Raw genomic sequence first — 25,809 nt, forward strand, 5'->3', positions numbered from 1 at the left:
TTTAATACAAAGTTCGTTTAGAATAATGTATAAAAAACAAAATCCTTATCAGACTAACTTGATAAGGATTTTTTGTATTTATATTTTTTAAAGTTTATGAACCGATCTCAATTTGATTGTGTAAGAGATCTTCAAAAGTTTCACGTTTACGGATTAAATGTGCTTTTCCGTCTTTCCATAAAACCTCTGCAGGTTTGTAACGTGAATTATAGTTTGAAGACATGCTAAAACAATAGGCACCGGCATTTCTGAAACATAAAATATCGCCTTCTTTGATTTCTGTGATGCGACGATTTGTGGCAAATGTATCTGTTTCGCAAATATAACCTACTACCGAATAAAAACGCTCTTTTCCTTTTGGGTGTGAAATATTTTCAATATAATGTTCAGAGCCATAGAACATTGGGCGAATCAAATGATTAAAACCTGTGTCAATTCCAGCAAAAACGGTAGAAGTAGTTTGTTTTACTACGTTTACTTTTGCTAAAAAATAACCGGCTTCACTTACCAAAAATTTACCAGGTTCGAAGGCTAACGTCAATTCACGGCCGTATTCTTTTTCGAAAGCTAAAAAACGTTTGGTCAGTTTTTTTCCTAATTCTTCAACATCGGTTTCAATATCTCCTTTTTTGTAAGGAACTTTAAAACCACTTCCAAAATCTATAAAATCTAATTCTTTGAAATGTTTCGCTGTATCAAATAAAATTTCTGCAGCATATAGAAAAACTTCAATATCCAGAATATCAGAACCAGTATGCATGTGAATACCGTTAATATGCATTCCGGTATTTTCTACAATTCTTAAAATGTGTGGTAATTGATGGATTGATATACCGAATTTGCTATCAATATGACCAACAGAAATGTTAGAATTTCCTCCTGCCATTACGTGTGGATTTATACGAATACAAACCGGAGTTTGAGGATGTTTAGCCCCAAATTGCTCTAAAATTGATAAATTATCGATATTTACCTGCACTCCTAATGCCGCCACTTCCTCAATTTCGTCTAAAGAAACTCCATTAGGCGTATAAATTATATTTTCAGGTGCGAAACCGGCGTGTAATCCTAATAGAACTTCCTGAATGGAAACCGTGTCCAATCCAGAACCCATTTCTTTGAAAAGCTTTAAAATGGAAACATTAGACAAGGCTTTCACAGCATAATTAATGCGAAGTCTTTCCACCTTGGCAAATGCATTCGTTAATCGTTGGTACTGATGAGCAATTTTTTCGGCATCATATACATAAACAGGTGAGCCAAATTCTTGTGCGATTTGTAATAACTGATTCGATTCCATTTTTTAAATTTTTATGCAAAACTAAAGTTATGAATTTTCAGATCCAAAAAAATAAACAAAACTATATAAAATAAAACATATTGTTATTTTTATAACAAAATATTCTATTAAACTACTGTTTGTAAACTTTTTTTATTCTTATTAACACAGATTGAATTTTGAGGTTAAGAATTTTTTTAATCAATCTTTTGTAATATTTCGAATGGTTTTTAAATTCGATTGTTATAAAACAGTCCTGTTCTTCTCTCTTAAGTTGTATTCAAGAGCAACAGATGAAATAAAAGTTCAGACAAGTATTATTTTCTTCAGGAATTTATTATTTTTGTGGCACTTTACATAAGTCAAAATCAATATTTATGAATTTACACGAGTATCAAGGAAAACAAATATTAGCAAGCTACGGTGTACGTGTACAGCGTGGTTATGTGGCTCACAACGCTGAGGAGGCAGTTGCAAAAGCAAAACAACTTACCGAAGAAACGGGAACAGGTTGGCATGTGATTAAGGCTCAAATTCACGCCGGTGGTCGTGGAAAAGGAGGAGGAGTTAAATTAGCTAAAAATCTAGACCAAGTAAAAGAAATCGCAGGACAAATTATTGGTATGGATCTAATTACCCCTCAAACACCTCCAACAGGAAAAAGAGTTCATAAGGTATTGGTAGCAGAAGATGTATACTATCCTGGAGAAAGTGAAACAAAAGAATTTTACATGTCGGTTTTATTAAACCGTGGTAAAGGTCGTAATATGATTATGTATTCTACCGAAGGTGGAATGGATATTGAAGAAGTTGCAGAAAAAACACCTCATTTAATTTTTACAGAAGAAATTGATCCTTCAGTAGGTTTACAAGGTTTTCAAGCAAGAAGAATTGCTTTTAACTTAGGTTTATCTGGTGAAGCATTCAAAGAAATGGTAAAATTTGTTGGTGCTTTATATAATGCATACATTGGTTCAGATTCATCAATGTTTGAAATTAATCCAGTTTTAAAAACTTCGGACAATAAAATTATGGCAGTAGATGCTAAAGTTTCTTTAGACGATAATGCTTTGTTCCGTCACGTTGATTTAGCTGAGATGCGCGATGTTACTGAAGAGCGTCCAATTGAAGTTGAAGCGAAAGAAGCAGGATTAAATTATGTTGACTTAGACGGTACTGTAGGTTGTATGGTAAATGGTGCTGGTCTAGCGATGGCAACAATGGACTTAATTAAATATGCGGGTTATGAGCCAGCTAACTTCCTTGATGTTGGAGGAACAGCTGATGCTAAACGTGTAGAAACTGCTTTCCGTATTATCTTAAAAGATCCAAACGTAAAAGCTATTTTAATCAATATTTTTGGTGGTATTGTTCGTTGTGACCGTGTGGCTCAAGGAGTAGTTGATGCTTACAAGAATATGGGTGATGCAATTAAAGTGCCAATCATTGTTCGTTTACAAGGTACTAACGCTGAAATTGCTAAAGAATTAATCGACAATTCAGGAATGCCAATTTTATCAGCAGTTCAATTCCAAGAAGCTGCAGATCAGGTAAAAGTAGCTTTGTCTTAATTAGATAATTCAATTTTATATAGAAAACTCCCGAGACATTCTCGGGAGTTTTTGTTTATATGTCTTGTCCTGAAAAAAAAAATAAAAATCCGAGCATTGCTCGGATTTTTTTATGGTTTGTTAGGAGTAGTCGGACAAGTACTGAATCCAAATACTTTGTAGAGAGGGCAAAAACCAATGAATGAGGTAATTACAAAAACGCCGGCTAACACAGTTAAAATCCATCCCAAAGTTCCTGTAATACTCCCATTATAGGTTAAATAGCCCATAATTATTGCAAGAAGTATTCTGATCATACGATCTGCTGCACTCATGTTTTTAGTCATAATGGTTTGTTTTTTAGGTTGATATCTTCAAATTTACTAAAAAACTATAACAAAAGAAATGCAGCTATTTCTTTTTTCCGTTTTTAAATTTTGTGTTTTCCATCACAGCCGTTTTTGTTGAAATAGGCTTATTGCTGTGAGTTGTTTTTTTAAAAATTTTTGTTGGTTTTGATTTTTCTGGGGTTGTTTTAGCAACAGGAGTATTCGCAGCAATAACCTCTTTCGGGTTTTTAGGATTTTCTTTGGTCCCTCGAAGATGAATTACCAATCCATTTAAGAAGTTTCTTAACACCTGATCTCCACATTCCATATATTTAGGATGGTCTTCTTGACGAAAGAAATTACCCAATTCTCCTTTTGACATTCTAAAATCAACTAACTCTAAGATTTCTACGATCTGATCATCTCTCAGTTGTAAAGCAACTCTTAATTTTTTAAATATTTCGTTGTTGTTCATCGCATTTTTTTTGAGCCCCAAAGGTAATTGTTTTTCAATTCTTTCGGTTATAATTTCTAAAGATACTTTTTTGTGAATTATTATCGATTTGAAGCACTAAGTCTTTTTAGTTTCACTATCTAAAAACAAATAGTATTATTGAGAGTCTTTGCAATTATTCTTTGAAAAGGTTAGCTTTGCTGCAAATATCCAAATTATGAATTCCCAGGAAGAAAAAATAGGTTTGTTATCTGAAATGATTGCTTTTGCAGTTATCGATGGAGTATTACACGATAGGGAATACGATTTTTTACTGATGGTTTCAGAGGAATTGGGAATCGATAAAGATACTTTTTTACAATTGTTTAGTAAAAGAAATGAGTTTAAAGTGGTTAAAGATGAATTTCACAGAATTCTTCATTTTTACCGATTGGCTTTATTGATGCATTGCGATGGTATTTTACACGAAAGGGAAAGAATCTTTATCAATGAAATTGGCATCAATATGGGGTTAAATCCTCAAGCGACAAAGCGTATTTTAAAGCTTATGGAAGATTCACCCAATCAAATGGTTGAAGCAGAAACATTAATTACAGCTTTCCAAGAACAGCACAACTAACATTTCTACTTCCCCTTTGATATATTATGTAGAAGGTGTAAAACGAGTTACAGCATTATTTTTAGGTTCCAAAGATTTAAGATATTTAAATATGGCCGCTAAATCTTCTTCGGTCATACCCGCATACATATTCCATGGCATCATAGTTTGGAATTCTCCCGGTTTTACTTTAGGAGCTACATAATTTGGATTAGCATAATCTTTGAATCTTTTTATGAATTGTTTTTCAGTCCATTGTCCAATACCGGTAGGGTGTGGGGTAATGTTAGCTGATCTTAGCGTGGCGCCTCCAGGTAATTGAAATTCAAATCCACCAGCGAAAGGTTCTCCAACAAATTTTCCTTTTTCTTGTCTTGTGTGGCAATCGTAACAAGCGGCAGCAGTTGTTAAGTATTTACCATAAGCAACAGATTTTTTATCTGAAGGGATTGAAGAAAATTCAGCTTTTTGTGGGATCGTGTTAATGATAAAATTCATCGGGAAATCCGCAACAGAAGGTTCTGTTTTATGTTCAATCGGTTTTAGCGTTCTGATGTAAGCAATCACGGCAAATATATCTTTTTGATCCAATTGGCCATAGCTTATGTGTGGCATTACGGGAAATAAAGCTCTTCCGTCTTTGTTCACTCCAGAGGTAATAGCTCTGAAGATTTCTCCATCACTCCAAGATTTTAGGTTGGCAGGTGTAATATTACTTGCAACGAATTTCCCCGGGAAACCTAGTTTCTGATCAAAAATTTCTCCACCCATTCCCAATGTTCCTTCTTTTGGTGGTCCTGCAAAAGATCCCCAATCTCTGGAAGAATGACAGTCCATACACACCATTACATTATTAGCCAAGTATTTTCCTCTGGCAATATTTTCTTTAGTCATCGCTACTTTTAGGTTAGGAACTTCTCCAACAGAAGGTAGCATCGTTTTGGCATAAGTAAGTGCTCCTAAAATAAGCACACAAGCAAGGATAAAAATGTACCCTAAAAATTTCATTATTCTTTTCATCTCATAAATTTTGGGTAAAAGTATTTTTAATACGTTTTTATTCAAAATTTAGGCTTATTTTTTCGATAAAATATAAAAATAACGGGTTGAAATACCATTTTTTTAATAAATATGTTTTTTTGTTTGTAGAAGATATGATGTAATATGTTTTCGTAAAATACAGTTGATATCCGTTAGATTGAAGTTTTAATGGTTTAAATTCGAGTGTTTTAACGATGAAATAGAATAAAAAAGTATAACGAGTCGTTTTTGATTGTTTCAAAAAAGTTTTCTAAAAAAAACGATTGGATCACTCAAATATGAATCATTAAAAATGATACCCAAAAGTTTATGTAGGATTATATTTTTTCTTGAAGAGCTTTGATTTCATCTCTTAATTTAGCGGCTTGCATAAAATCAAGATCTTTGGCAGCTTTTTCCATAGTTTTTCGGAGTTCACGGATTTTCTTTTCGATTTCGGGTTTGCTTAAGTATTGACTTTCCGGTTCTGCAGCTTTTAAAATTTGATTTTCATAGTATTTAGTGGAAACAGAATTTCCGCTCAAAGCATTATTTAAACTCTTATTTAGGGCTTTCGGCTGTAGTCCATGTAGAGTATTATACTGGATTTGCTTTTCACGACGATAGTTGGTTTCGTCTATGGTACGTTGCATACTGTCGGTAATCTTATCGGCATACATGATGGCTTTACCATTTACGTTTCGGGCTGCACGACCTACAGTTTGTGTTAACGAACGATGACTACGTAAAAAACCTTCTTTATCAGCATCTAAAATAGCGACTAAAGAAACTTCAGGTAAATCTAAACCTTCTCTTAATAGGTTGACACCAATCAGTACATCGAATAATCCTTTACGTAAATCCTGCATGATTTCTACACGTTCTAAAGTGTCTACATCACTATGAATATAACGACATCTGATAGAAACTTTAGTGAGATATTTGGTTAGTTCTTCTGCCATACGTTTGGTTAAAGTAGTGACCAAAACTCTTTCGTCTACTTCACACCGTTGTTGGATTTCTTCAATCAGATCGTCTATTTGATTCGCGCTAGGACGAATTTCAATGATAGGATCCAATAAGCCAGTAGGACGAATGACTTGTTCTACATAAACCCCTTCTGATTTCTGTAATTCATAATCTGCAGGAGTTGCCGAAACATAAACTACTTGATTTTGTAGTGCTTCAAATTCCTCAAATTTAAGAGGTCTATTATCCATAGCGGCTGGTAAACGAAAACCATATTCAACTAAATTCTCTTTTCGGCTTCTATCGCCACCGTACATGGCATGCACTTGAGAAATAGTCACGTGACTTTCATCGACAATCATGAGGTAATCATCTGGGAAATAATCCAATAAACAGAAAGGTCTGGTTCCAGCTTCGCGACCGTCAAGATATCTAGAATAATTTTCGATTCCCGAACAATATCCTAACTCTCGAATCATTTCCAAATCAAAATTTGTTCGTTCTTCTAAACGTTTTGCCTCCAAATGTTTTCCAATTTCTTTGAAATAATCGACTTGTTTTACTAAATCTTGTTGAATGTTCCAAATAGCATTTTGTAATACATCCGGAGAGGTAACAAACATATTTGCAGGATAAATATTTAATTTATCATAACGTTCAATTACTTTAGACGTTTTAGTATCGAAGGCTTCAATTTCTTCAATATCATCCCCGAAAAAATGAATGCGAAACGGATCATCTGCATAACTAGGAAATACTTCTACGGTATCCCCTTTAATACGAAAAGTTCCAGGGGTGAAATCACCTTCGGTACGAGCATATAAACTTTGTACTAATCGATGTAAAAATTTCGTACGGGATATCGTTTGATCTCTTTCAATCGAAATTACGTTTTTTTGAAATTCAACGGGGTTGCCAATTCCATACAAACAAGATACCGATGCTACTACCAAAACGTCTCTTCTTCCTGAAAGGAGTGCTGAAGTGGTACTTAATCGAAGTTTTTCTAATTCATCGTTGATAGACAAGTCTTTTTCAATGTAGGTTCCAGTTACAGGAATATAGGCTTCGGGTTGGTAATAATCGTAATAAGAAACGAAGTACTGTACCGAATTGTTTGGAAAAAACTGCTTGAACTCAGAGTACAACTGGGCAGCTAAAGTTTTATTGTGTGCTAAAACTAATGTAGGTCTTTGGATTTCCTGCACAACATTTGCCATTGTGAAGGTTTTTCCCGAACCGGTTACCCCGAGAAGTGTTTGGTATTTTTCTCCATTAATAATGCCTTTGGCTAATTTTTCAATAGCTTGTGGCTGATCGCCCATTGGTTTGTAATCGGATACGACTTGGAATTTCATGGTATAAAAACTTGATTGCAAAGATACTAATTTTACCCAAGAAATACTTGCTTTTATGAGGTCTGACAGATAAGAGAAACCGCAAACTGATAGGCTTTCAAAGTGTTTAACCTGTCAATTTGCGGTAGCTGTATTTGGGAAAAATAAATTTTATTTAAATTTCATCGCCAAAGTTACAATGTGTGAATTTAGACCATTGTCTCGGGTATAATATCCGTAACGTAATTCTAGTGAATTGATTCTTTTTACGCCAAAAATTCCTTGATCTGCATCGGTAATTTTGTAACCTAAACCAATCATGTGACTTTTGAATTTGGATAGATCGAAGTCACTAGTGTAATATTCTTCACCCAATTGATGTGTGAATATGGGTTTGAAATATTTTGCAGAAGTCTGATTGTAAAAACGATATGGCACCGATATAGACGAGAATGCTGAGAGTTTTAAAACAGGTTCAAAACTGATGGTATGTGATTTGATATCCCAATTGTCTTGATAATATCTGTAAAAACTTCTCAGAATAATATTGTCACCTAAAAAGTAGTTCGCTCTAACACCGAACGGAATCTTAAAGCGTGTACTTGGTAGTTTTTCCGATTTTAAATCGCCTCCGTCAAAATATACACGGTTAAATTTAGTGGCCAAGAGTCCTTCTTGATAACCCAAATCGGTTAATAAAGCAATTTGAAAGTTTTTATTAATGACTTGAGAAAGGGTTAATCCTAAATTATACGAAGTACGAGGTTTGCTGTCTCCTTGTTTGGCGTCGTTATCTGATGGATTGTTCCTTAATTCTATTGGGAGGATGACTTTCCAAGTATCGAAAAAGGCCATACCTTTTACGGAAAACTCTCGGTTTTTGTCTTTTGAGATTTTAGTAAAACCTCCATTAATTCCAATAGAGAAATAATCAAATTCTGCTGAACCAGAAAGACCTCCATTCAGAATATAATTTTTTTCTTCATTCTGAAATGCATAATTCAAGGAAGGATATACTCTAACATCTTGGTAGGATGCAGAACTCACAGTGTTAGGGTCAATTTTATCGGAAGAAGCAGAGGTATAAGAATCTACGCCTAATTCGAAACCTAAATTATGCTTGTTGTTATTTTTATCTTTTTTAGAGACTTTAACTTCAATAGTTGTGGCAATATCTCTGAGTTTCTCAGTTCCTTTACCACCTGTCACAGCCGAATTGTCTCCATCTTGAGTATAATAACTTGTAATAAAGTTAACTTCTTCAATTTTGAGTTTTTGTTTTTGGTAAGCTGAAGTTGTATCTGTTGTAATATTTTCTTGAGCTTTGCTATGATTTCCAAATAAAAATGCCAATAGCGATGCGGTTATAATTCTTTTTTTCATGACTTTTTTATTAGAGATTAGTTACAACCACATCCACCACCTGTTTTTCCTCCGTTAGCACCAGAGCTAGCTTCGCGATATAATTGGAAAGTATTCTCGAATTTTTCAGATTTTCTAGCAGCTAATTCCATGTCGGAATCGTTAATTTTCGATTTTTGATATTCTTTTACAGAAGTGCAACTCACACTTGACAAGAGTAAAAGAAAATAGGCTAAAGATTTCATATTTGAAGTTAATTTATGTTAATGTTATATTGTTGGAAAAGTATTTTCGGTCGTAATCATCAATTATAATACAGCCTATGTGTTTTAACTGATTAATAAAATCCATACCGACTTCAATTCCCATAACGGTGACAGGAGTGGCCAAAGCATCTGCAATTTCTGCATTTTCAGCAATAATAGTGACGCTTTTAATGCCACTTACCGGATAACCCGTTTTTGGGTCTATGGTATGAGAATATTTTTTATTGTTGATGATAACGAATTTCTCATAGTTTCCAGAAGTGGCTACCGCCTTGTTTGTTATCTTAAAGGTAGAAAAAATATCGTTACGATGGTTAGGGTTAGCTACACCGATGGTCCAGGCTTGTCCGTTTTCTTGAGTTCCCCAGGCAGTTAAATCACCTGATGCATTCACAATACCGCTTTCAACACCGTTTTGAAGCAAGATTTTTTTTGCCATTTCGGCAGCATATCCTTTCCCAATTCCTCCAAAACCGATGCGCATTCCTTTGTTTTTGAGAAAGATCGTTTTGTTTTCTTTGTCCAGAATGATATTCTCGTAATTGATAAGTGCTACCGATTTTTTTGCTGTTTCAGGATCTGGTAAAGAGGTCATTTGCGTATCGAAATTCCAAAATCTTTTGTCTAGGCTACCATAACTGATGTCGAAAGCACCTTGAGTGATTCTTGAAATCATTTGACAACGCTCGATGAGGTTAAAAACTTCATCGGGCACAACAATGGGTTTATTTCCGGCATTTTCATTAATTTGAAATGTAACGCTGTCTGTTGAAAAGGTCGTGAGTAAACGTTCGATTCGTTTTATTTCCTCTATGGCTAAATTAATTTTATCTGAGCACCAATTTTCATTGGAACCCACTACGGAAATCTCAAATCGATTTCCCATTAATTTATCCACTTTTTTCCAAAGCATTTTATTTGAGTTTTGCGATGAATTCTTCTAGAGTTTCTGATGGTAAATGATCCCACGATTTAATTACTTTTCCTTCTTTATTCAATAGTAAAATCAATGGGAATAAACCATTACGGTTATATTTTTCAGCCAAAGTTTCATTTTCTTTGACAATTTCAGGAGTTAACTGATTTTTTTTCAATCTTGGAAAGTCAGCATTGTAAACTACTAGATTGTTATCGGCATAGGATTTAAATTGTTCGGTCAGTACAAATTGTTTTTTGAATTTTACACATGGCGCACACCAATCGGAACCAGAGAAGTAAAGCAATACATTTTTGTTTTCGGTTTGGGCTTTCTCTAAAGTTTGTGAGAAATTGAGTTTATTTGCTTCTTGAGCAGAAATTAGCACAGAAAACAGTAAAACGGCTAGTTGTAGGAGAGTTTTCATAAGTAAGGGATTTAGTCAAAAGATTCAATTAATAATAGATTACCAGATTCATGAGTGACAATAACCATGCCGTCTTCTGCTACATGATTACTGCTTCCTGTTCTGTATCCTATGGTAAGGGTGTCATTGGTAAGGGTGTAATATAAATTTTCAGAGTGAATACCGGTTACTTCACCTATAGGTATTAACGAAATGATACTGTTTTTAGTGTACCATTTTTCAAATTTATTCGGGAGAAGAAAAATTTTGGAATGGTCGTCTATAATAACAATTTTTAATTGTTCTTTAAATCGGACAATATTGGTAAGATTGGTTATTGTATGATCTGCTCTACGTCCTGTGGCCCAAATTACATTTACCGCTTTATGTCCTCTTTCGATTAAATATTCAAAAGCTTTTTCTAAATCGGTTTTATTTTGATCCGGAGCATAGACAATTTCCAGTGGATATTGTTGGTTGAGATAGTATTCAGGCGTAAATCCTCGATCAAAATCCCCTAAAAGCACATCAATTTTGATTCCTAATTCAAAAACTCGTTCAATTGCAGAATCCAGAACAACTACAAAAGGAGACCATTCTAATAACTGGCCCAATAATTCTTTTGAACATTCCGCTCCATTAGCAATAATTAAAGCAGGTTCTTGATCATCGCGAACGATATGATGTGAAGACATTTTAGATACGATTTACGAAGTTTGTTATGATATGTAAATTTATGAAACTTCTGTAAAAGTTACTCAATATTTCTCATCTTATTGAACTGTATAGTCTCTAGCGTCAACTTCTCCCAACGCAAAATATCCAAAAGGGAAGTTTTGTGAGTTGGTAACATTTATGATATTTCCGCGAAGAACCGCCGGAGGTGTGGCAAAAGGGTTTCCAGAATTGCCGCCTGAAGCAGAAATTAATTTCGACATGTAGTTGAAATACGCTTTGTCTATTCCTTGAACACTCAATTGCAACAGATTCCCTTTTTTGATATCATCATTGTAAAATCCAAACATTAAGTTGCCTTGGAAAAATTCATCACTAACGACACCGTATTCTGGAAAAACAATTTCTGGATTTTTAACTTTTAACAGATAATAGTTTTCTTGCTGACCATCGTCTTGAAAGAAAAATTTCACCTGAATTTCATCTTCACCACTTATTCCGGGTTTGGTTTCTTGTTGAATGTCTTGAATAACCGGTGTAGCCAATAATTTACTGGTAGCTGTGTAGGTTTCTCCTTTGTACACCACTGTAAGGGTATAATTTGTATTGATTTGAGGAACGAAATTGGTACAAATATAATTCCCCGTATTGGCATCTTCAATAAAATTGAAAAGAGTGTTAGCATCGTCTTTTATACTTACTATAGCCCCAGATGCCGGAAGTATTTCACTGGTATAAAAATCGTTAGTTAAGCTTAATTTGATTACTTGAGTGGCGCCATCGGTTCCTTTGTACCATTTTATATTTGCATCTATAACTAATTTAGCTGGAGCATTTTCCAAAGGAATGTCAACTACATCTTGACAGGAAGTTAGTAGAAGAATGGTGGTAAGTAGCAACAGTATTTTTTTCATTGTCATTAAAATTTAAAATTGTAAGAAACAGACGGAACAATTCCGAAAATGGATAAACGTGTAGCTTCATTCTTTCCAGTATCTCTGTTTTGAGCAAAAGAAATGGAAGCTGCATTTTTACGACTGTACACGTTGTAAATACTAAATACCCATTCGCCTTTCCAATTTCGAGAAATATTCTTCTCGGGAGTCAAAGTTGCGGAAATATCCAAATGGTGAAAAGCCGGAAGTCTATTATTGTTGCGGGAATCGTAACTAGGAATAACAATATCTTGATAAACATATTTTCCAGAAGGATAGGTGACAGGTTGACCGGATTGTAGGATGAAATTAGCACCAAAAGTCCATTTTTTATTATAGATGTAATTTCCGGTAATAGCCAAATTGTGCGTTTTATCATAAGCGGATCGATACCAGTTACCATTATTGATACCGATTTCAGTTTCGGTTCTTCCAGGAGTTTGTTGTTCGGATCTAGAAAGTGTGTAGGCGATCCATCCTGAAAAATTTCCTGTATTTTTTCGCAATAAAAGCTCTAATCCGTAGGAACGCATTTTTCCATTTAAAATAACTTGTTCGATAGCTTCGTTGGCGATCAAATCGGCACCATCTATATAATCCATTCTGTTTTGAATGCCTTTGTAATAGGTTTCTACTTCTAAAGTATAATCATCATTTTTAAAATTCCTAAAATAACCTAAAGCAATTTGATCCGCAATTTGAGGTTTGATGTAATTGTCACTTGGTGTCCAAACATCGAGTGGCGTAGGAGAGGCTGTATTCGAAATTAATTGTAAATATTGAACCATGCGGTTGTAGCCCAATTTTAAAGATTGGTTGTTGTTAATTTCATACGCAACAGCTAATCGAGGTTCCATGTAATTAAATTGTGCAATGGTCTTGTTTTTTCCAAAGTAACGGGTGCTTATGGGGGTTGCTTTTTCATAAATTTTTAAACTTTCATCATAAGTAACCGCCTGATTGTTTTGGTAGTAATTGATAGTCGAAGCACCTAAACGGTAAAACCAACTGTATCGTAATCCTGTCAAAATAGATATTTTATTTCCTATTGATTGTTCGGCATCTAGATAAATGGCAGGTTCTAGAGCGAATTTTTTATCCAATTGACGGAAATTGATACTAGAATCTTCGTCTATAGGTTCGATGGTTCCAGGATTAAAATCGTAATAAATGGCATTGGCACCATAGTTCAGTTTAAGATTGTTGGATAGGTAATGTTTGAAATCGTATTTTAGATTGTAATTTTTTATACCTGATTTCCAGTTGAATCCAATAAAATCTAATGTTAATCCGTAATAGTAATCACTATAAATCATTGATAAATTGGAAAATAATTTATCAGAAAAAAGATGATTCCATCGTAAATTTAATGTAGTGTTTCCATAAGTATTGGTAAAACTATCGCCAATAGAAAAAATATCACGACCAAAATAACCCGAAAGGTATAAAGTATTGTTTTTGTTGAGTTTGTAGTTTAATTTGGTGTTTAAATCATAAAAATAAGCCAAATTGTTATTGTCTGTAAATTTCAAAAAAAGATGAGCATAAGAACCACGACCTCCGACCAAAAACGAACCTTTTTCCTTAACAATTGGACCTTCTGCAAGAATTCGGCTAGTTATTAAACCAACACCGCCATTCATGCTGAATTTGTTACTGTTACCGTCCTTTTGGTAAATATCCAAAACCGAAGAAGCTCTTCCTCCAAATCGCGCAGGAATTCCTCCTTTGTATAGTTTTAAATCTTTAATAGCATCTGGATTGAAAACAGAGAAAAATCCGAATACATGCGAAGAATTGTATATGGTTGCTTCGTCTAACAAAACTAAATTTTGATCGGCACTACCACCACGAACATTAAAGCCCGATTGACCTTCTCCTGCATTGGTTACGCCCGGTAAAAACAATAGCGATTTGATCACATCAACTTCTCCCAAAACTACCGGCATTTGTTTTATAGACTGAATACTCAGTTTGTTGACGCTAATTTCCGGTTTTTTGATATTAGCTTTATTTTTAGAGGTGATGACTACTTCATCTAATTGTTTGGATGTTTCAGTTTCTTCTGATAAACGAAGGTTGATGCGAGTGTTGTCGTTAAGGGAGACTTTTCTAATGTCTGTGTCATATCCCGAGTAATTTACTTCAAGAGTATAATCACCTTTTGGTAATGTCATTGAAAAGAATCCGTATTCATTGGTGAATACAGAAGTATTAGTCTCCACAATCGAAACGGTTACCCCAATTAATGTTTCGTTGGTTTTAGCGTCTGTTATGCTTCCGCTCAAAGTGATTTTATCTTGAGCATTCAGATTATAACCGAAAAATAATAAAAAAAATGAAAACCAAAATCTCAATAAGTTCATGCTGATTTTTTTATGTTTCTATGATGGTAAAGATCGATTTTTTTTAGCAAAACACTTGTTAATATAGGGTTAATAAAAAAGGCGACCTGAAAAGATCGCCTTTTTTTACATTTAAAATGTAATCTTATTTTAACTGAGCTAAAATGTTGTTAAATGTTTCACTTGGACGCATTGCTTTAGCAGTTAATTCTTCTGCTGGTTGATAGTAACCTCCAATGTTTTGAGGTTTTCCTTGCGCACCAATTAGTTCCGCATCAATGGTAGCTTCGTTAGCAGCTAAGGCAGCAGCTACTGGAGCAAATTTTGCTTGAAGTTCAGCATCTTTTGTCTGGTTAGCTAAAGCTTGAGCCCAATATAAAGCCAAATAAAAATGAGAACCTCTATTGTCAATCTGACCTACTTTTCGAGCAGGTGATTTGTCATTGGCTAAGAACAATGCATTAGCTTCGTCTAAAGTGTCGGCTAAAACTTGTGCTTTTGCATTATTTTGTGTCTGTGCCAAATGCTCTAATGAAGCTTGTAGGGCTAAAAATTCTCCTAAAGAATCCCAACGTAAATAACCTTCTTCTACAAATTGTTCAACGTGTTTTGGAGCAGATCCTCCTGCACCAGTTTCAAACAAACCTCCACCATTCATTAATGGCACAATTGATAGCATTTTTGCCGAAGTTCCTAATTCTAAAATAGGGAATAAGTCGGTTAAGTAATCACGAAGAACATTTCCAGAAACAGAGATAGTATCTTTTCCTTCACGGATTCTACGTAAAGTTTCGGTCATAGCATCTTTAATGTCCATGATACGGATGTCAAGACCGGTAGTGTCGAAATCTTTTAAGTATTTCTCTACTTTTTTGATGATTTCTCTATCGTGCGCTCTATCTTTGTCTAACCAGAAAATCGCTGGAGTATCAGACAAACGTGCTCTGTTTACTGCCAATTTTACCCAATCCTGAATAGGAGCGTCTTTTGTTTGACACATTCTGAAAATATCTCCTGCCTCAACTTTTTGTTCTAATAATACGTTTCCTTGTTCGTCTTCTACTTTTACGGTACCTTCAGCAGATAATTGGAATGTTTTGTCATGAGAACCGTATTCTTCCGCTTTTTGAGCCATTAAACCAACATTCGGAACTGATCCCATAGTTTTAGGGTCTAACGCGCCATTTTTCTTCATGTCATCGATAACTGCTTGGTAAAAACCAGCATAAGAACGATCTGGGATAATAGCAATAGTGTCTTCTTCTTTTCCTTCAGCGTTCCACATTTTACCTCCATTACGCGCTAAGGCAGCCATAGAAGCATCTACAATAATGTCAGAAGGAACATGGAAATTGGTAATTCCTTTATCCGAATTTACCATAGCTACTCTAGGTCCTTGGTTCAAAACGTTTTGAATTGCTTCTTTGATTTCAGCTTCTTGTGCATGACCTGCAATTTTGTCTAATAAGTCTTGTAACCCATTGTTTGCATTGATGTCTAAAGCTTTAAAAACATCGGCATATTTTGTGAATACGTCTTTGAAGAAAGTTTCAACAACTGCACCAAAAATGATAGGATCCGAAATCTTCATCATGGTTGCTTTTAAATGTGCAGAAAGTAAAACGTTATTTTCTTTAGCTTTCTGAATTGCAGTTCCTACAAATTCTTTTAAAGCGTTTAAGTTCATTACAGAGCTGTCAATAACTTCTCCTGCTTTTAAATTAGAGTAGTCTTTTAAAACTTTCGTAGAACCATCGTTTCCGCTAAATACAATTCTGAATTTACCTTCTGATGCTACTGTAGTTGATGTTTCAGTACCGAAGAAATCTCCAGCATTCATGTGAGCTACTTCTGTTTTGCTGTCAGAAGCCCAAGTACCCATTTTGTGAGGGTTTGCTTTTGCATAATTTTTAACAGCTTTAGGAGCACGACGATCTGAATTTCCTTCACGTAATACTGGATTTACAGCAGATCCTAATACTTTAGCATATTTAGCTTTAATATTTTTTTCTTCTTCTGTTGTAGCTTCTTCCGGGAGATTAGGAATAGCATAACCATGAGATTGTAGTTCTGCAATAGCTTCTTTTAATTGAGGAATAGATGCAGAAATATTTGGTAACTTGATAATGTTAGCTTCTGGAGTTAATGCTAATTGTCCTAATTCGGATAAATTATCGGCTACTTTTTGTTCTTCTTTAAGTACTTCAGGAAACTGCGCTAGTATTCTAGCAGCTACAGAAATATCTTTTAATTCAATATTAATATCAGCCGGAGCTGTAAAGGCTTGTACTATTGGTAAAAACGAATGTGTAGCAAGCATAGGGGCTTCATCCGTTAAAGTGTAGTGAATTGTTGATTTTTTTGTCATTGGTTTTCTATTTCAAAAATGAATAAATGCTTTAAAAAAGGTTAGCAAATATAAGAAAATCAGACTAAAATACAGATGACTTATGTGGGGTAAATGAAAATTATTTGATTATTACTTTTTTTAGATTTAATTGTAAAAAGTGTAATTTTTATTCTGATTTTTTTGCATAAAAAAAGTCTCGAAATAAACGAGACTTTTTTTATTGCATTCCAATGAAAGATTAACCTCTTCTTTCTTTGATTTTTGCTTTTTTACCAGTAAGATCTCTGAAGTAGAAAATACGAGCTCTTCTAACTTTACCTCTTTGGTTTAATTCAATTTTTTGTAATGCTGGCATGTTGATAGGGAAGATACGCTCTACACCTACAGCACCTGACATTTTACGGATAGTAAAAGTTTCAGTAGCACCAGTACCTCTTCTTTGGATTACTACTCCTTTGAAGAACTGAGTTCTTGTTTTTTCACCCTCTTTAATTTCATAGTACACAGTGATAGTATCACCAGCACCAAATGCAGGGAAATCTTTTTTTGCAGTTAATTCGTTGTTTACGAAATCTAATAAACTTGCCATTTTATTGAAAATTATGGTTAAAATCTGAACAACATTCACGGTTATCGCCAGAGGTTGGTCAAAGTGGGTGCAAAATTATAAATTTATTCTCAAAACCCAAAATAAATTTAACTTTTTAAAGCATTGATTTTCTGTCTCTTTTAGGATTTTTAATGTGAAATTGTTTTTTGACTGTTGTATGTCGTCATCAATAAGATTCGTTCGAGTGTTTTTGTGTATTGAAAGAAGCAAAAAATGAACAAAGAATCGTATTTAATGTTTTTTAATCTTGGTTTTGATGCAATTTTTCAACTAAAATTAATCGAAATTAATGTGAAAATAATGATTAACAATGACTTATGCTAACATTTTTATAAGCAATGACAATCGTATTTTCGAAGGTGTTATTTCGAAAATTATTACTATTTTAGAATTCTAATTTTTAAAAAAATATGGCAAAATTAATATTTCAGAATAAAAAAGTTTTAGTTACCGGAGGCGCTTCAGGTATTGGAAAAATTATGGTTAGAAAAGCTTTAGAACGAAAAGCTTCTCATGTAGTAATTTGGGATGTGAATGCCGAAGGGTTAGCTAAGGTAAAAGAAGAGTTTGCTTCTTTTGAATCTGAAATTGTCACCTTTGTAGTCGATATTTCTCAGGTAGATCAAATTGTTGCCACAGCAGCCAAGGTAAGGGAAGAAGTCGGTGTCATTGATATTTTAATTAATAATGCAGGGATTGTTGTAGGAAAATATTTTTCAGAGCATTCTCATACCGATATTTCAAGAACAATGTTAATCAATTCCAATGCTTTAATGCACACAACCTTGGAATTTTTGCCAGAAATGAAAAATCAAGATTATGGCGCAATTTGTAATATTGCTTCTTCGGCTGGATTGATCTCTAATCCCAAGATGTCTGTTTACGCTGCTTCAAAATGGGCCGTGGTAGGATGGAGTGATAGTTTGCGAATTGAATTGAGCGAGACGAGTCAAAATGTTTCGGTTACTACCATTATGCCTTTTTATATTAATACCGGAATGTTTGATGGGGTAAAGTCTAAAGTATTACCAATACTAGATCCAGAAAAAACTTCGGAACGAATTATCAGAGCCATCGAAAATAGAACCAAAATGTTGGCGATACCTTTGCCATATTGGGTGATTCGATTGTGTCAAGGTATTTTTCCTTTAGCAATTTACGAATGGATCATGAAACATGTTTTTGGTATTTATGATTCTATGAAAGATTTTAAAGGAAGAAAATAACCAAAACTAGGCATTAGACCAGTATTTTCTCGGAATATTAATCTTCTAGTAAATCTGGTCGTCTGTTTTTTGTATGTTCGAAGGCTTTTTCTTCACGCCATTTGTCTATGTTGGCGGCGTGTCCACTTAGCAAGACATCGGGAACTTTCCATCCTTTATATTCTGCAGGTCGGGTGTAAATAGGAGGAGAGAGTAAGTTGTCCTGAAAACTATCGGTAAGTGCCGAAGTTTCATCGCTTAAAACCCCAGGAATCAATCGGATTAGGGCATCACACAAAACAATGGCGCCAATTTCGCCACCGCTGAGGACGTAATCGCCAATAGAGATTTCTTTGGTTATGAAATGATCTCTTACCCGTTGATCCACCCCTTTATAATGTCCGCATAATATGATAATGTTTTCATACATCGACATTTTGTTTGCCATGGGTTGATTTAAGGTTTCCCCATCGGGTGTCATGTAGATGATTTCATCATATTCTCGTTCCGATTTTAATTTTGTGATACAATCGTCTATGGGTTGAATCATCATTACCATTCCAGCACCTCCACCAAACTGATAATCATCAATACTTCTGCGTTTGTCGTAAGCGTAATCTCTTAAATTATGGAAGTGAACTTCTACCAAGCCTTTTTCAATTGCTCTTTTCATAATAGATGCTTCAAATGGGCTTTTTAGTAATTCTGGTAAAACAGTGATAATATCTATACGCATATTTATTGTATCAAAGTGGCAAAGGTACAAAGTTTAGCTATTTGTACTTCTAATAAAATTTAAAATTGAACAGATGAATTAAAAAAAGAAAGCGATTTGAAACAAACCGCTTTCTATAGTATCAAGAATATTTTTTATGGATTGGTTGACCACAAAGAAGCCGTTTTTAGCATGGCTCTTCTTGGCAGTTGTAAACTCGCAACAATTAATTGTGCAAAATCTTCCGGTTGTAATACTTTTTCAGTATTTCCGTCGGTAATTCCTAGTTCTAGCGACATGTCAGAAGCTATTGTACTAGGCGTTAGAGTACAAACACGGATGTTGTTTTTTCGTACTTCTTTCATTAAAGATTCAGATAGTCCAATTACAGCAAACTTTGATGCTGAGTAGGCTGAAGTTCCTGGATTTCCGTTGATTCCGGCAGTAGACGACACATTAATAATGTCTCCTTGGTTTTTAGCCACTAAATGCGGTAAAACTTCTTTGGTTACATAGTACATACCCAATACATTGGTTTGAATCATGTTAACCCATTTTTCTGTCTCCATTTCAAGAAAAGATCCGAAAGCAGCTATTCCAGCGTTATTCACTAAAATATCTACAGTTCCTAATTCAGCAATAATTTTCTCAATACCTTCTTTTACTGCGTTATAATCACTAACATCAAAAACAGCATAAGTTGCATTCACTCCAAGTGCTTTTAACTCGTTTACCGTAGCTAGTAAGTTTTGTTCATTTCTACCCGTAATGGCTACATCTACTCCTTCTTTAGCTAGTGCAATAGCAGTTGCTTTTCCTAGTCCTCTTCCTCCTCCGGTTATAATTGCTTTTTGACCTTTTAAATTTTCCATATGTTTAATTTTAAAGTGCAAATTTAAAAGGAATAGATTTTAAAATATTTAATTTTAAATTAAGTTTATGAGTTGTAACCCTATTAAAAAACTTTTGTGTTTGAGCAGTAAGGAATTATTTAATATCCAATATCAGGTACTTTCTTTTAATATTTGTAATTTTGTGACTCAAATTTAAATAAATATACTATGCAAGACGGTATTTACGCAAAATTTAATACTTCAAAAGGCTCTATCTTAGTAAAGTTAACGTACGATTTGACTCCAGGAACTGTAGGGAATTTCGTTGGATTAGCAGAAGGTAATTTAGAAAATTCAGTAAAACCTCAAGGACAAAAATATTATGACGGCTTGAAATTTCACCGCGTGATTCCGGACTTTATGATTCAAGGAGGATGCCCATTGGGAACAGGAACAGGAGATCCAGGATATAAATTTGACGATGAGTTTCACCCTTCATTAAAACACGACAAGCCAGGTGTGTTATCTATGGCTAATGCAGGACCGGGAACCAATGGTTCACAATTTTTTATCACACACGTTCCAACGCCATGGTTAGATGGAAAACATTCTGTTTTTGGTCATGTGGTAGAAGGTCAAGATGTGGTTGATGCAGTAGCTCAGGGAGATACTTTAGAAAGCATCGAAATAATCCGTCAAGGCGAAGAAGCTCAAAAATGGAATGCGGTAGAAGCTTTCCGTACTTTTGAAGGTTCTAGACTGAAAAGAATTGAAGAGGCTAAGCGTCAAGCTGAAGAGGCTATGGAAAGATTGGCTGCTGGTTTTGAAAGAACAGAAAGTGGTTTACGTTATAAAATCATTCAAAAAGGGAATGGTAAACAAGCGGAGAAAGGAAAAACAGTTTCTGTGCATTACGAAGGTAAATTAGAAAACGGTAAAACATTTGACAGTTCTTATCCTCGTAAAAAACCAATTGAATTTCCATTAGGGAAAGGATTTGTAATTGAAGGATGGGACGAAGGAATTGCATTATTGCAAGTAGGAGATAAAGCACGTTTTGTGATTCCATCTTATTTGGGTTACGGTGATAAAAGTGTAGGCGGAGTGATTCCTGCTAATGCAACTCTTATTTTTGACGTAGAGTTAATGGATGTAAAATAAGATTTACACCCTCATCAATAAAAAAATCTCCGTTCATTAGAGCGGAGATTTTTTTTATCACTATTTATTAAATAATACGATTAGATAATCATTTTGTTTATCGTTTTAAAGTGAAATGACCTCTTACTTCACGGCCGTCTTCTAAAATAGATTTGTACCAATAATCGTCAGAGGGTTGAGGTACTCCCAAATAGGTACCATCCCAACCTTCATTAAGAGGATTAATTTCTTTTAAAAGTTTGCCGTATCGGTTAAAAATGTAAATTTTAGCTTTGGAATTAAATTGACTGCTAGCTCCAATCATATTCCAATGATCGTGATATCCATCACCATTTGGGGTAAAGTATTGAGGAAACCCAGTTATAGAAATAGGAACTTCTAATACAGGACAGCCATTTAAGTCTAATACATAAACGGTATGTAATCCCGGACGAACATTTTCGAAATATCCTGTGGTTTGTCTTTCAGCATATAAATCGTCTAACGTAAATACATAATTTCCTAATCCGGTTACGGTAATAGAAATACTGTTATTCTCAGTTAAATCTTTAACGACTGGTTCTCCAATTAATGTAGCAGTGTTTGAGGTATTCACAGTAATGATACGTTCTTTACTACATTGCAAACCATTAGCGTTAGAAACAGTAACTTTATATTCACCCGCTTCATTTACATTGAGATAAGGATTGTTTTCACCGTTCAATGGAGTTCCATCTTTATGCCATTGGAATAAATAATTTGAAAAATTAGAATTTTGAGGAAGCCCCGAAGTTAAGGTTTGATATATATTAGCATCATTGGTACAAATATAAGTATCATCCTCCTTATCAACATTTGTATCAATAGCAGGTAAAGGTTCTACAACAACATCAAAAGTGATAGGTTTACCAAAACAAGCATCTGTAATTTTGTCTTCTATTCTGATCCAGATGGTTTGTCTGTCTTTATAACCTGTATTTCTGTAATTTGAAATATCCGAAATAGCCAGAGAGTTTCCGTTTGCATCATTCTCTAAATAATAATCATTCTCGTTTTTATAAAATTTAAATTCGAGATTAGTATTGTTTAAAAAAGTAGTCAAATCATTGGCGATGTCAGTAAAATCAAAGGAAGCAATTCCGTCATAATCATTATTAACCGCGTCTACATAATCGTCACATTGATGTTTGTCTGAAGGTTGAGGGAAAGTAATTGCCCCAGCCGTTGAAACATACAATTCCATGCTAGTAACACTGAAACAGTTGTTGTTATTGGTTACTCTAACCCAGATGGTTTGAGGAGATGAAGTATTTTCATAAGAAGTTGGATTGGTGATTAAATCACTAGCTTCATTGTTTCGCGCACCTGTTTCCGTTAAGAAAAAGTCTATCTTTTCATTGACATAATTGTTTGAAAGTTGGCTTTCTTTATTTCTTAAATTGAAAATACTTTGATTGTTAGTGTCGGTGTCACACTGAATATAAGTAACTCCACTATTTACAATAGGCAATTCATAAATAATTAACGATGCATGGTTTGAATAAAAATCACAACTATTACCGCTTCGGTTTAATTGTACACGATAAACAAAACCATTCATATTACTCTGTAAATTTGTAATGGTTAATTGATTAGTGTTAGTTCCATAATAGGTAGTGTCGTTGCTAAGATTGCTCCAGTTTAAACCATTATCTGTCGATAATTGCCATTGAAAAGTCTCCGCATTTACGTCTATTTCAAAAGTAGTAGTTTCGAATAAACATTGAGCTTTATTGCTAGGTTGAGCGATAATTGTTATTGGGGCTACCGTAGTATAATCCGGGTGAGGAGTAGTGTAACCTATGGCGTTTGTTACTAGTCCGTTAGCATTTACCATAACTGTAGTATCTCCGAGAATCCCGTCGAAGTTGTTGTCTGAAAAGCCAGCTTCTTTAACATCAAAACAAAGATCATTGTCGCTGTCTAATTCTCTAAAATTCTTTATACCATCTGTATCAGTATCTACTATACCTTCAACAGAATCAAGGATACCATCATTATCAGAATCCAAGTCTAAATAATCAGGAACTAAATCGTTGTCGTTGTCATAAGGGATGAATCCATTTTCGAAAGCGTTATCTAAACCATTTAAATTGGTATCAGAATTAGATAAAACTACTGGTGCATTACCTTGAGCTTCAATCACATCACTTATTCCATCGTTATCACTGTCGTTATCGAGTTGATCAGGAATGCCATCACTATCAGTATCTTTGTAAACACAAGTCGCTAGTACTTTAAAAGTAGATTTGTTGATTTCTGTATCAGATAAATTTTTATGGGTAATTTTTAATGAAGCAGTTTGATAGGACTGAAATTTAAAATCAGCGTTTCCGGCAGCTAAAGGTGTGCTTCCATTCAAACGGAATCGGATTTCGAAAGAAGAGTATTGCGTTACATCGCTCTCATAAATTCCATCATAATTAGTATCAATTAATAACTGATTTGACGGGTTTAGCACCGTGATGGTTTTATTGATATCACTATTTACAACATATTCAGCATTTGAATTGATTAGATCGTTTGGCGCTGCTGTTTGAGGATATTCTAGAGTGATGTTGGTCGGTTGACTGAAATTTAAAGTGTAATCTACAAAATATCCTTTTCCGGCTGGGACTTCTGTAATGAAACTTCCGTCGGCATTTCCAGTAAAAGGAATGGCTGCTGCCATAGTAGAAGTTGAGTAACTGGTATTGTAAGTAATGGTTGAATTGGGAATGTTACCCGTGGTTACTGCTGTGTTAATGATTTGATTGCCAAACGATTCAGTGCAATTGGTAATTCCGTCGTTGTCATTGTCAATATCAATGTTATCATTAGCCAAATCACCATCTTGGTTCGTAGAACAAGAACTAACAGGAATTCGATCAGATTCAAGACTTCTTCCACAAGAAGAAATAGAAGCTTTAACATGATAAAACCCAGGTTGTGTAGGAGTGTAGGAATTATTGGTTGCCCCCGTCGTGATAGGCACTTCATTGAAATACCATTGAAATTGATCAAAAGAAGTAACATCATTTACTTTTAAAACAATATTAGGTATACAATTTTCATTACTTACGGAAACTTTTTGAAAAGCAACTTCAGGGGCAAAAGTAAAACCAGAGTAAAAACCTCCGTATGTTGCAAATCCAGAAGATCCAAAATAGGATAAATAAACCGATTCACTCGAAAAAACAGAAACATTTCCACTTAATCCATTGAAAATATAGGTAACATAATCTGGATTTCCGGTAACGTTAGAAGGACCAGTATAACTCACACCAATGTTTGATAAATTAGCCAAAGTATAGTCAACACCGTTGATAATAAAATTTAATGAGGCGCCCTTTTTAGTTACAATAGAAACTGTGCCTCCAAAATTACTATCAGTACCTACTTCATTTATTTTAGGGATATTATTGATAATTTTAGGAGTTTCGCAACTTAAAGGCGGCACAAAATGCATGTTCTGATTAGCTTCATTTCCAGAACCTCCTAGGCCTTGATAGGCAAATACATTTTTAGAGGTTTTAACATATAAATTATTGTCGCTGGTGAAATTAAAACCATTGATTGCTAAATATTCACCCGCATTCAAGATAGCTGTCGGCGTTGTATTTCCGTTAATAAAAACCTCGGTTCCGTTTTCATGAGCAACTAATAAGGGTTTTTCTACATCGTTGTTTCCTTTTCCTTTAATGAAGATGTATTCGTTACCAATATTTTTTGTAGACACAATTTGGTCAAAACCAAAATCGGAACTATTGGTAACAGAACCGTTTGAACCTCCATACGAGCCACAATTCACTGCGATAGGTTTGTTGGAACTAATAAGCGCCCCGATTAGCCCGTCTCTATTTGCATTATTTGGTCCTTGAGTAGCTATAATATAACTTTCACCACTATTTAAGGTAATGCTGAAGGGAGCATTTCCGGTATTTTGATTGACTAGTGTAGTACCTGGTTTGATATCACTGAATGTTACAACGGTATTGTTTTCGGTTGCTAAAACTGAGGCAAAAGTATAATGTCTAGTATCTGTAATTAATCCGGGACTGTTGTTGGTAAAAGCCCCGATTCTGTATTCAGTACCCAATGCTGCTAAACCTTTTGAAACGATACCTCCAGCTTGATTTATAGCGGTTAATCGGACAGTAACATAAATTAAATCGTCTGCTTCAACGATATACCCTTTGTTATTTAGCACCGAACCTACAGAGAATCCGTTAGCTAAAATTTGTGTATCGGAACCATTTCCTATAATAATTGACTGAGGATTATCTCTACTCACGACTCCAGTGGTTGAAGCCCCACCTAAAGCAGTGATTTTATAGTTTACATTGGTTGTACTTGGACAGGAAATATATAAGGCTTGTTCTAAAGACTGATATGCTTCACTGTTTGAAATAGGAGGGATATAATGTGTTTTACTGAATTGCGCATAACCATTTAGCCCTAAAAAAAAGGTTAACAATAATAATTTAATTCTCATAA

Annotated in this window: 21 protein-coding genes; 4 read left to right on the top strand and 17 right to left on the bottom strand. The window is 34.5% G+C overall.

Translation table 11 applies throughout. The annotated features are described in order from the left end of the window. Positions 1-94: 94 nt before the first annotated feature. Positions 95-1,300, bottom strand: coding sequence for a diaminopimelate decarboxylase (gene lysA, locus NAT50_RS03615; protein ID WP_250591594.1), 1,206 nt, complete (start codon positions 1,298-1,300; stop codon positions 95-97). Between the two features lie 356 nt (positions 1,301-1,656). Between lysA and sucC the strand changes: the two genes are divergently transcribed. After that, positions 1,657-2,850, top strand: a complete 1,194-nt coding sequence (gene sucC / locus NAT50_RS03620) for an ADP-forming succinate--CoA ligase subunit beta (RefSeq protein ID WP_250591596.1) — start codon at positions 1,657-1,659, stop codon at positions 2,848-2,850. Positions 2,851-2,960: 110 nt separating this feature from the next. Here sucC and NAT50_RS03625 read toward each other — a convergent pair whose 3' ends face one another. Together NAT50_RS03625 and NAT50_RS03630 are read right to left on the bottom strand one after the other, a co-directional pair. Then, positions 2,961-3,176: a YgaP family membrane protein gene (locus NAT50_RS03625; protein WP_250591598.1), complete on the bottom strand. Its 216-nt coding sequence runs from the start codon at positions 3,174-3,176 to the stop codon at positions 2,961-2,963. Positions 3,177-3,240: 64 nt separating this feature from the next. After that, positions 3,241-3,633: a DUF1456 family protein gene (locus NAT50_RS03630; RefSeq protein WP_250591599.1), complete on the bottom strand. Its 393-nt coding sequence runs from the start codon at positions 3,631-3,633 to the stop codon at positions 3,241-3,243. A 148-nt stretch (positions 3,634-3,781) separates the two neighbouring features. On the opposite strand from NAT50_RS03630, the gene NAT50_RS03635 reads away from it, so the two are divergent. Beyond that, entirely contained in the window at positions 3,782-4,231 is a 450-nt protein-coding gene (locus tag NAT50_RS03635) for a TerB family tellurite resistance protein (RefSeq protein WP_262918580.1), read from the top strand. A gap of 24 nt (positions 4,232-4,255) precedes the next feature. Here NAT50_RS03635 and NAT50_RS03640 read toward each other — a convergent pair whose 3' ends face one another. The 11 genes from NAT50_RS03640 to rplS all read right to left on the bottom strand — a co-directional run bounded on the left by NAT50_RS03640 (position 4,256) and on the right by rplS (position 17,380). Beyond that, complete coding sequence (locus NAT50_RS03640) at positions 4,256-5,230, bottom strand: c-type cytochrome (RefSeq protein WP_250591603.1); 975 nt, start codon at positions 5,228-5,230, stop codon at positions 4,256-4,258. Positions 5,231-5,568: 338 nt separating this feature from the next. After that, complete coding sequence (uvrB, locus tag NAT50_RS03645; protein WP_250591605.1) at positions 5,569-7,557, bottom strand: excinuclease ABC subunit UvrB; 1,989 nt, start codon at positions 7,555-7,557, stop codon at positions 5,569-5,571. Between the two features lie 150 nt (positions 7,558-7,707). Further along, entirely contained in the window at positions 7,708-8,919 is a 1,212-nt protein-coding gene (locus NAT50_RS03650; protein ID WP_250591607.1) for a DUF3570 domain-containing protein, read from the bottom strand. A gap of 17 nt (positions 8,920-8,936) precedes the next feature. Continuing rightward, entirely contained in the window at positions 8,937-9,143 is a 207-nt protein-coding gene (locus tag NAT50_RS03655) for a DUF4266 domain-containing protein (RefSeq protein ID WP_250591608.1), read from the bottom strand. 13 nt (positions 9,144-9,156) lie between these two features. Then, positions 9,157-10,077, bottom strand: coding sequence for an FAD:protein FMN transferase (locus NAT50_RS03660; protein ID WP_250591610.1), 921 nt, complete (start codon positions 10,075-10,077; stop codon positions 9,157-9,159). A gap of 1 nt (position 10,078) precedes the next feature. Further along, the gene (locus NAT50_RS03665; RefSeq protein ID WP_250591612.1) at positions 10,079-10,507 is read right to left on the bottom strand and encodes a thioredoxin family protein; all 429 of its coding nucleotides are present in this window, start codon (positions 10,505-10,507) and stop codon (positions 10,079-10,081) included. An 11-nt stretch (positions 10,508-10,518) separates the two neighbouring features. After that, positions 10,519-11,181 (bottom strand): thiamine diphosphokinase, encoded by a 663-nt coding sequence (locus NAT50_RS03670; protein ID WP_250591614.1) that lies wholly within the window; start codon positions 11,179-11,181, stop codon positions 10,519-10,521. Between the two features lie 78 nt (positions 11,182-11,259). Then, a complete protein-coding gene (locus NAT50_RS03675) occupies positions 11,260-12,075 on the bottom strand; it encodes a DUF4249 domain-containing protein (protein ID WP_250591615.1) in 816 nt (271 codons plus the stop codon). 5 nt (positions 12,076-12,080) lie between these two features. Next, positions 12,081-14,462: a TonB-dependent receptor gene (locus NAT50_RS03680; protein ID WP_250591617.1), complete on the bottom strand. Its 2,382-nt coding sequence runs from the start codon at positions 14,460-14,462 to the stop codon at positions 12,081-12,083. A 124-nt stretch (positions 14,463-14,586) separates the two neighbouring features. Next, positions 14,587-16,809 (bottom strand): NADP-dependent isocitrate dehydrogenase, encoded by a 2,223-nt coding sequence (locus NAT50_RS03685; RefSeq protein WP_250591619.1) that lies wholly within the window; start codon positions 16,807-16,809, stop codon positions 14,587-14,589. Between the two features lie 220 nt (positions 16,810-17,029). Further along, positions 17,030-17,380: a 50S ribosomal protein L19 gene (rplS, locus tag NAT50_RS03690; RefSeq protein WP_250591621.1), complete on the bottom strand. Its 351-nt coding sequence runs from the start codon at positions 17,378-17,380 to the stop codon at positions 17,030-17,032. A gap of 431 nt (positions 17,381-17,811) precedes the next feature. On the opposite strand from rplS, the gene NAT50_RS03695 reads away from it, so the two are divergent. Next, positions 17,812-18,627 (top strand): SDR family NAD(P)-dependent oxidoreductase, encoded by an 816-nt coding sequence (locus NAT50_RS03695; protein ID WP_250591623.1) that lies wholly within the window; start codon positions 17,812-17,814, stop codon positions 18,625-18,627. Positions 18,628-18,664: 37 nt separating this feature from the next. On the opposite strand, the gene trmD is transcribed toward NAT50_RS03695, so the two are convergent. Further along, positions 18,665-19,342, bottom strand: a complete 678-nt coding sequence (gene trmD / locus NAT50_RS03700; protein ID WP_250591625.1) for a tRNA (guanosine(37)-N1)-methyltransferase TrmD — start codon at positions 19,340-19,342, stop codon at positions 18,665-18,667. A 134-nt stretch (positions 19,343-19,476) separates the two neighbouring features. Then, positions 19,477-20,193, bottom strand: coding sequence for a 3-ketoacyl-ACP reductase (locus NAT50_RS03705; protein WP_250591627.1), 717 nt, complete (start codon positions 20,191-20,193; stop codon positions 19,477-19,479). Positions 20,194-20,382: 189 nt separating this feature from the next. Here NAT50_RS03705 and NAT50_RS03710 point away from each other — a divergent pair, with 189 nt between their 5' ends. Further along, positions 20,383-21,315 carry a peptidylprolyl isomerase gene (locus tag NAT50_RS03710; RefSeq protein ID WP_250591629.1) on the top strand — a complete coding sequence of 311 codons (933 nt, stop codon included), beginning with the start codon at positions 20,383-20,385 and terminating at the stop codon, positions 21,313-21,315. A gap of 97 nt (positions 21,316-21,412) precedes the next feature. On the opposite strand, the gene NAT50_RS03715 is transcribed toward NAT50_RS03710, so the two are convergent. Next, the gene (locus NAT50_RS03715) at positions 21,413-25,807 is read right to left on the bottom strand and encodes a T9SS type B sorting domain-containing protein (RefSeq protein ID WP_250591631.1); all 4,395 of its coding nucleotides are present in this window, start codon (positions 25,805-25,807) and stop codon (positions 21,413-21,415) included. Positions 25,808-25,809 lie beyond the last annotated feature (2 nt).

Source organism: Flavobacterium luminosum, assembly GCF_023635005.1.
Classification (GTDB): domain Bacteria; phylum Bacteroidota; class Bacteroidia; order Flavobacteriales; family Flavobacteriaceae; genus Flavobacterium; species Flavobacterium luminosum.